We start from the raw sequence: 5,674 nt of genomic DNA, 5'->3' as shown, positions 1-5,674 counted from the left end.
CAGCTCCACGAGCAAGGCAAGGTGCGGTTCGACGAACCGGTGCAGACGTACCTGCCCGCCTTCAACCCGACCGGTGATCCGCGCCGCGCGCAGGTGACGCTGCGCATGCTACTCACCCATACCTCGGTCGGGGCGTTCGGGCCGGTGCCGTGGCAGGCGTCCTACGGCGCGGCAAAGGCGTTCGTGCTGTCCTACACCGAGGCGATGGCCGGGGAACTGAAGGGCACCGGGGTGACCGCGGCCGTCGTGTGCCCGGGTCCGGTACGCACCGGATTCGGCGAAGCGGCGGGCATTCCCGACGACGATGCAGAGAAGCTGCTCCCGAAGTTCCTGTGGGAGGAGCCCGACGTCGTCGCCAGAACTGCCGTCGACGGTCTGGCGCGGGGCAGGCGGGTCATCGTCCCCGGCGTCCCGAACCGGTTTGCGGCGGCGCTGAACCGGCTGGCGCCGCGGTGGATCCTGCTGCCGATGCTGGCGCGCCGCCATCCCGGCCGCGCACCGCGCTGAGCGGCTACACCGGGTCGAACTTGGAGATCAGCCAGCGGTCGCCGTCCTTCTCCAACGTCACCCGCACACTCGATGCCGTGTCGGTGGGCACGGCCGCGCCGACCGACACCGTCTGGTTCACGAACAGCAGCACCACGGCCTCGTGCGGGGTCGCCGACACCGACGCGGCGGCGGGCACCGACGCCACCGCGGAGATCTGCTGCTCCTTGGCGCCGGGAATCACCACGTCGTTGGTCAACGACGTGTAGTCGTCCCGGAACTCGCCGGTCAGCAACTCGCGCGCCGCCCCGAGCTGCTCCTCGACGGTGTCGGGCTTGTAGGACAGCAGCGCGATCGTGCTGTCGCGGGCCGCCTGCACCGCCGTCGCCGCGGCGATCTCGCTGTTGCGCACCGAATTGTCGCGCCACTTCAGGTATCCCGCGCCCAGGGCCAGCACCAGGGCCAGCGCGGGCAGCACCGCGAACGCCACCACACGCGACCACGCGATGCCGCGCTTCGGCGTCGCGGCCGCGGTCTCCCCGGCCGCTTCGGCGTCGCCGCTGTCCGGTTCGGCGGCCGCGTCGGCCGTGGCGTCGGCCTCGGTGGCCTCGGTGGCCTCACCGTCTTTCACGTCGTCTGTCACATCGTCTTTCACGTCGTCGCTCACGGCACGAACTCCACATTCGACACCTTGGCCTCGCCGTCGACCTCTTGCACCGACAGCCGCATCCGCCAGGCGCGCGGCTGCTGTTCGGGCGCACCGGCGTTGGTCGTCTGCACCGTCACCGCGACCAGCACCTGCGCCTCGTTGTCGCCGACGGATTCCAGACCAGCCTCGGCGATGGTGCCCACGGATTTCGACTGAGCCTGTTTGACCACCTCGACGAACGGCTGCGCCCGCTGCTGGAAGTCGTCGTAGAACGTGCCGGTGGCCGAATCCAGGATGCGTTGCACGTCGGCGTCGGCGTTCTGCCAGTCGATGGTCGTCAGGTTCAGTGCGCCCTGCCGGCCGACCTGCAGGAACATGTTGCGCTGCTGCTCGGCACGATGGGACTCGTACGTGCGGAACCCGAGCCAGCCGGCAAGCGCGGCCAGCGCGACCACACCGACGGTGCCCGCGATCAGTGCGAGCTTGACGTGCGAGACCGGCGTGCGCGTCGGCGTCTGCGCTTCCTCGACCGCTTCCGTCTCGTCGCCGGCCGCTTCTGTCTCTTCGTCGGCCTCGTCGATTTCGGCGTCGGATTCGACGGCGGCCCCGGCCTCGTCCGCGGCGGTTTCGGTCAGTTCCCCTTCGGGGGCAGCAGCATCGTCTGCCATGTTCGCTCCTCTGTGGCACCCTGGGCCAGATTGGACTGTGTGTACACCCGTCCGTCCGGTCCAACGTACGTGCCGTCCGCCGGATCATATTCGGCGGCCGCGACGGGCGGCGGGGCCGGGCCCGGTGGCGGGCCCACCTCCGCGGGCTGTTGACCCGGCCGCAACTGCGGGACGGCCTGCCCGGACAGCGTCGCGTTCGGGTCGCCCTTCCAGTTGTAGCCCTCGTTCAACGGCACGTAGACCTCGTCGCTCTCGCACATCGCCGCGCTCGGCGCCCGTTTACCCGGCACCGTGATGCAGGGCAGGTTGCGGGCGCCGCGCACGTTGAACGCCCCGTCCTGCGGCACCCGGCAGTAGATGTCGCCCTTGGGACGATCGGGATAGTCCTCGAAGGTCGGCGCCCGCTGCTGCTGGGCGGGCAGGAAGCCGGTGGTGCACGGTGGCGGGACGTTCAGGTTCAGGTTGAAGACCAGATAGTCGCCCATGTAGTCCTGTTTGGTCCCGTGCTTGGAGACGCCGACGGCCTGGGTCACCGCGGTGCCCTGCGGCAGCAGCACCAGCAGCTGCTCGAGGCTCGGCTGGTAGGCGACCGCCACCTCGCCGACGCTGACCAGGTTGGCCAGCACCACGGGCAGCGTCGGCTGCAGGCGATCGAACAGGGCGCGGGTCTCCTCCGCCGCGCCGGGGCCCTTGCTGAGCACTCCGGAGACGGCGGCGTCCTGGCTCTGCAGCTGACCGGTGATGTCCGCGAGGTTGGCCGCCCACGCCCGGATCGAGTCCGATGTGTCGATCTGCGAGTCCAGCACCGGCTGGGACTGGTCGATCACCGTGGTCAGCGAGTCGAGGTCCTTCCTGGCGTCGATGGCCAGCTGCGAGGAGCCGTTGACGAGCCGGCGCAGCTCGGGCCCGAGGCCGCCCACCGCCTGGTAGGCCTCGTCGACCACCGCCCTGAGGTTGTCCTGCGGAATGGCTTGCAGCCCTTCGTTGGTCAGCTCCAGTACGGCATTGACGTCGGCAGGCACCCTGGTCCGGTCGCGCGGGATCACGTCGCCGTTGCGCAGTTCCGGGCCGCCGCCGCTCTGCGGTGTCAGCTGCACGAACTGCTCGCCGACCGCCGACTGACTGCGCACCTCGGCGATCAGGTCGGCCGGGATCTTCACACCGGAGTCCAGCGACAGTTCGGCCGCCACACCGTTGTCGGTCAACCCGACACTTTCGACGATGCCGACCTGCGAGCCCCGGTAGGTGACGTTGCTGCGTTCGTAGAGCCCACCGGTCTCGGGCAGCTCGAGCGTGACCTTGTACTGGCCGATGCCGACCATCTCGGGTAGCCGCATGTAGCCGAAGACCATGATGCCGAGCGCGGTGGTGGCCAGCAGCGCGAAGATCGCCACCTGGATCAGCATCTGCCGTGTCAGTCGCATGTCAGCGCCCCTGATCCCAGCGGTACGGCGCGACGAGCGGGTTGCTGCCCGGCGGCGGGACGTTGTGGTTGCACGGGCTCGGCATCTGGCCGATGGTGCGGCCCCATTGCAGTTCCAGCCACGTCAGGTTGCACTCCCAGCGCGTGCCGGTGAAGAAGCCCGAGTCGATGCGGCTCAAGGTCAGGTCCACGACGAGGGTCAGGTTCGCGTAGTCGCCGCGCATCCAGTTGGTCAGCGTCTCCTTGGGGAACGGGAACGTCGGCAGGAAGCTCAGGGCGCGCGTCAACGCGGGTCCCGCATCGGCCAGCGACTGCAGCACCGGGCCGAGATCCTTGAGTTCCTGGACAAGCGCTTCCCGGGTCTGGTTCACCGAGTCGGCGGCCAGCGCGCTGAACCGGCCGAGCTGCACCAGGGCCTCCGACAGCGTGTCGCGCTGGTCCCGCAGCACCGCGAGCGCGTCCGGGATCGTCCTCAACGCGCGGTCCACCACGGGTTTCTGTTCGGCGACCTGCCCGATCAGGTTGTTCAGGCTCTCCGAGGTGGCGATGATGTCGCCGGTCTGGTCCTCCAGATGGCCGACCGCGATGTCGAGCTGCTCGATCAGGCTGCGCAGGTCGTTCTCACGGCCGCTGAATGCCGTCGACAGCGCATCGGTGATGTCCTGGATGTTGCCCAGCCCGCCGCCGTTGAGCAGCAGCGCGACCGCCGCCAGCGCCTGTTCGGTGGTCGGGTAAGCGCCGGCGGACGCCAACGGGATCACCGAACCCTCCTGCAACCGGCCCTGGGGGGCGGTGTCGGTGGGCGCGGCCAGCTCGATGTGCTGCGAACCCAGTAGGCTGGTCTGGCCGACCTTGGCGGTCGCGTTGGCCGGCAGCACGACGTCACGGTTGAGCGTCATCGTCACAAGCGCGTTCCAGCCCTGACGCTCGATCCTGGTGACCGTGCCGACGTTGACGTCACCGACCCGGACCCGCGAGTTCTGTTCGACGTTGTCGACGTCGGGCATCTGGGCCTGGATGGTGAACGACCCGGGGCCGCCGCCCTGGGTGCCCGGCAGCGGAATCGAGTTCAGCCCGCGCCAGTCGCCGCAGCCCGACGTCACCAGCGCCGCGGAGAGGACCGCGGCTGCGGCGCCGAGACGGAGCTTCGAGGCGGTCACGAGCCACCGCCCGGCACCATCATGCCCATCAGGCCGTCGTTCGGATTCGTCGGCACCGGGGCCTCGGCCGCCAGCGGGGGCGTGTCCAATACGGCCGGGCCCTGGCCGGTCGGCAGGGTCTCCGGCTCCGCGCCCAGCGGCACCGGCAGGCCGGGCGGCGGCGGCCCCGGCGGCGGAATGTAGTCCGGGCGCAGCCAATCCTCGCTGTAGGTCAGCTCGTTGGGCCGGGTGGTGGCGCCGACCAGCTGGTTCAGACCCAGTGGCGGGAAGTTGTACTGCCGGTTCTTGATGATCGGCGCCAGGTACTGCACGCACAGTTTCGCCGACTGCTCGGCGCCCAGTCGGGACGCGGCTTGCACTGCGCCGCACAGGAATTGGATCGGGTTGGCGAAGTTGTTGATCTGCGGGACGCTGCTGATGGCGCCCTGGGCGGGTTGCCAGATGTTGATGTAGTTCTGGAACGTCGTGGGCGCCACGTGCAGGAACTGCTTGATGTCCTCCAGGCTCTCGTTGAGCGCCGTGGAGACACCGGCCAGCTTGTCCGACGTGGTGCCGAGCGCCTCCCGGTTCTCCGCGACGAACGTCTGCACCTCGCCGACGGCGTCGTTGAGATCCCTGACCGCGGTGGCCACTTCGTCGGGGCCGTCGGTCAGCAGACCGGTCACCGAGGCCAGGTTCTGGTTCAGTTGCCGCATCAGGTCGGTGCTGTCCTGCAGTGCCGACACCAGGATCGCGAGATTCTTGATCGTGGAGAACACGTCGGTGCTGTGGTCGCCGAGCGCCGAAAACGCCTGCGACAGCTTGACGACGGTCTCGCGGATGTTGACTCCCTGTCCGCGCAGGTTCTCCGCGGTCGTGTTGATCACCGAACCGAGCGGGCTCACGCCGCCGGGCTCGGTGGGCTGCAGGGTCTCGCTGAGGCGCTGCAGCTGACTGCGCACCTGGTCCCACTCGATCGGTACTACGGTGCGCTCCAACGGGATCACGGTGTTGTCCGCCATCACCGGGCCGCCGGTGTAGGCGGGGGTGAGCTGGATCGCGCGGGCGGTCACCAGCGCCGGCGACAGGATCGCGGCCTTCGCGTCGGCCGGGACGTCGTAGCGGTCGTCGTACCAGAACGAGATCTTCACCCGTTCGGGCTCCGGATCGATCGAGACGATGCGGCCGACCGGTACACCGAGCACGCGCACGTCGTCGCCGACGTAGATGCCGTTGCTGTTCTCGAAGTACGCGACGACGTTGACCCGGTTGACCTTGTCCGTCGTTCTCACCAGTGTCGCGACGCCGG

At 69.2% G+C, this 5,674-nt stretch carries 6 protein-coding genes; 1 reads left to right on the top strand and 5 read right to left on the bottom strand.

The genetic code is table 11. The features are described from left to right. Positions 1–507: SDR family oxidoreductase (locus tag ASJ79_RS17300; RefSeq protein WP_156448498.1), on the top strand; the 507-nt coding region annotated here is incomplete at its 5' end. A 4-nt stretch (positions 508–511) separates the two neighbouring features. On the opposite strand, the gene ASJ79_RS17295 is transcribed toward ASJ79_RS17300, so the two are convergent. The 5 genes from ASJ79_RS17295 to ASJ79_RS17275 form a co-directional block, all read right to left on the bottom strand. Next, positions 512–1,153: a hypothetical protein gene (locus tag ASJ79_RS17295; RefSeq protein WP_067957559.1), complete on the bottom strand. Its 642-nt coding sequence runs from the start codon at positions 1,151–1,153 to the stop codon at positions 512–514. Further along, entirely contained in the window at positions 1,150–1,803 is a 654-nt protein-coding gene (locus ASJ79_RS17290) for an Mce protein (protein WP_067957557.1), read from the bottom strand. Before ASJ79_RS17290 ends, ASJ79_RS17295 begins: the two co-directional genes overlap by 4 nt. Further along, the gene (locus ASJ79_RS17285) at positions 1,767–3,227 is read right to left on the bottom strand and encodes an MCE family protein (RefSeq protein ID WP_067957554.1); all 1,461 of its coding nucleotides are present in this window, start codon (positions 3,225–3,227) and stop codon (positions 1,767–1,769) included. Before ASJ79_RS17285 ends, ASJ79_RS17290 begins: the two co-directional genes overlap by 37 nt. A 1-nt stretch (position 3,228) precedes the next feature. Further along, positions 3,229–4,386, bottom strand: a complete 1,158-nt coding sequence (locus ASJ79_RS17280) for an MCE family protein (protein WP_067957551.1) — start codon at positions 4,384–4,386, stop codon at positions 3,229–3,231. Then, a partial coding sequence (locus tag ASJ79_RS17275; RefSeq protein ID WP_067957548.1) for an MCE family protein occupies positions 4,383–5,674 on the bottom strand: 1,292 nt, incomplete at its 5' end. The genes ASJ79_RS17275 and ASJ79_RS17280, both read right to left, overlap by 4 nt.

Source organism: Mycobacterium sp. NAZ190054, assembly GCF_001545925.1.
Classification (GTDB): Bacteria; Actinomycetota; Actinomycetes; order Mycobacteriales; family Mycobacteriaceae; genus Mycobacterium.
Note: the sequence above shows the minus strand (reverse complement) of the source record. Positions and strands in the feature narration are given on the sequence as shown.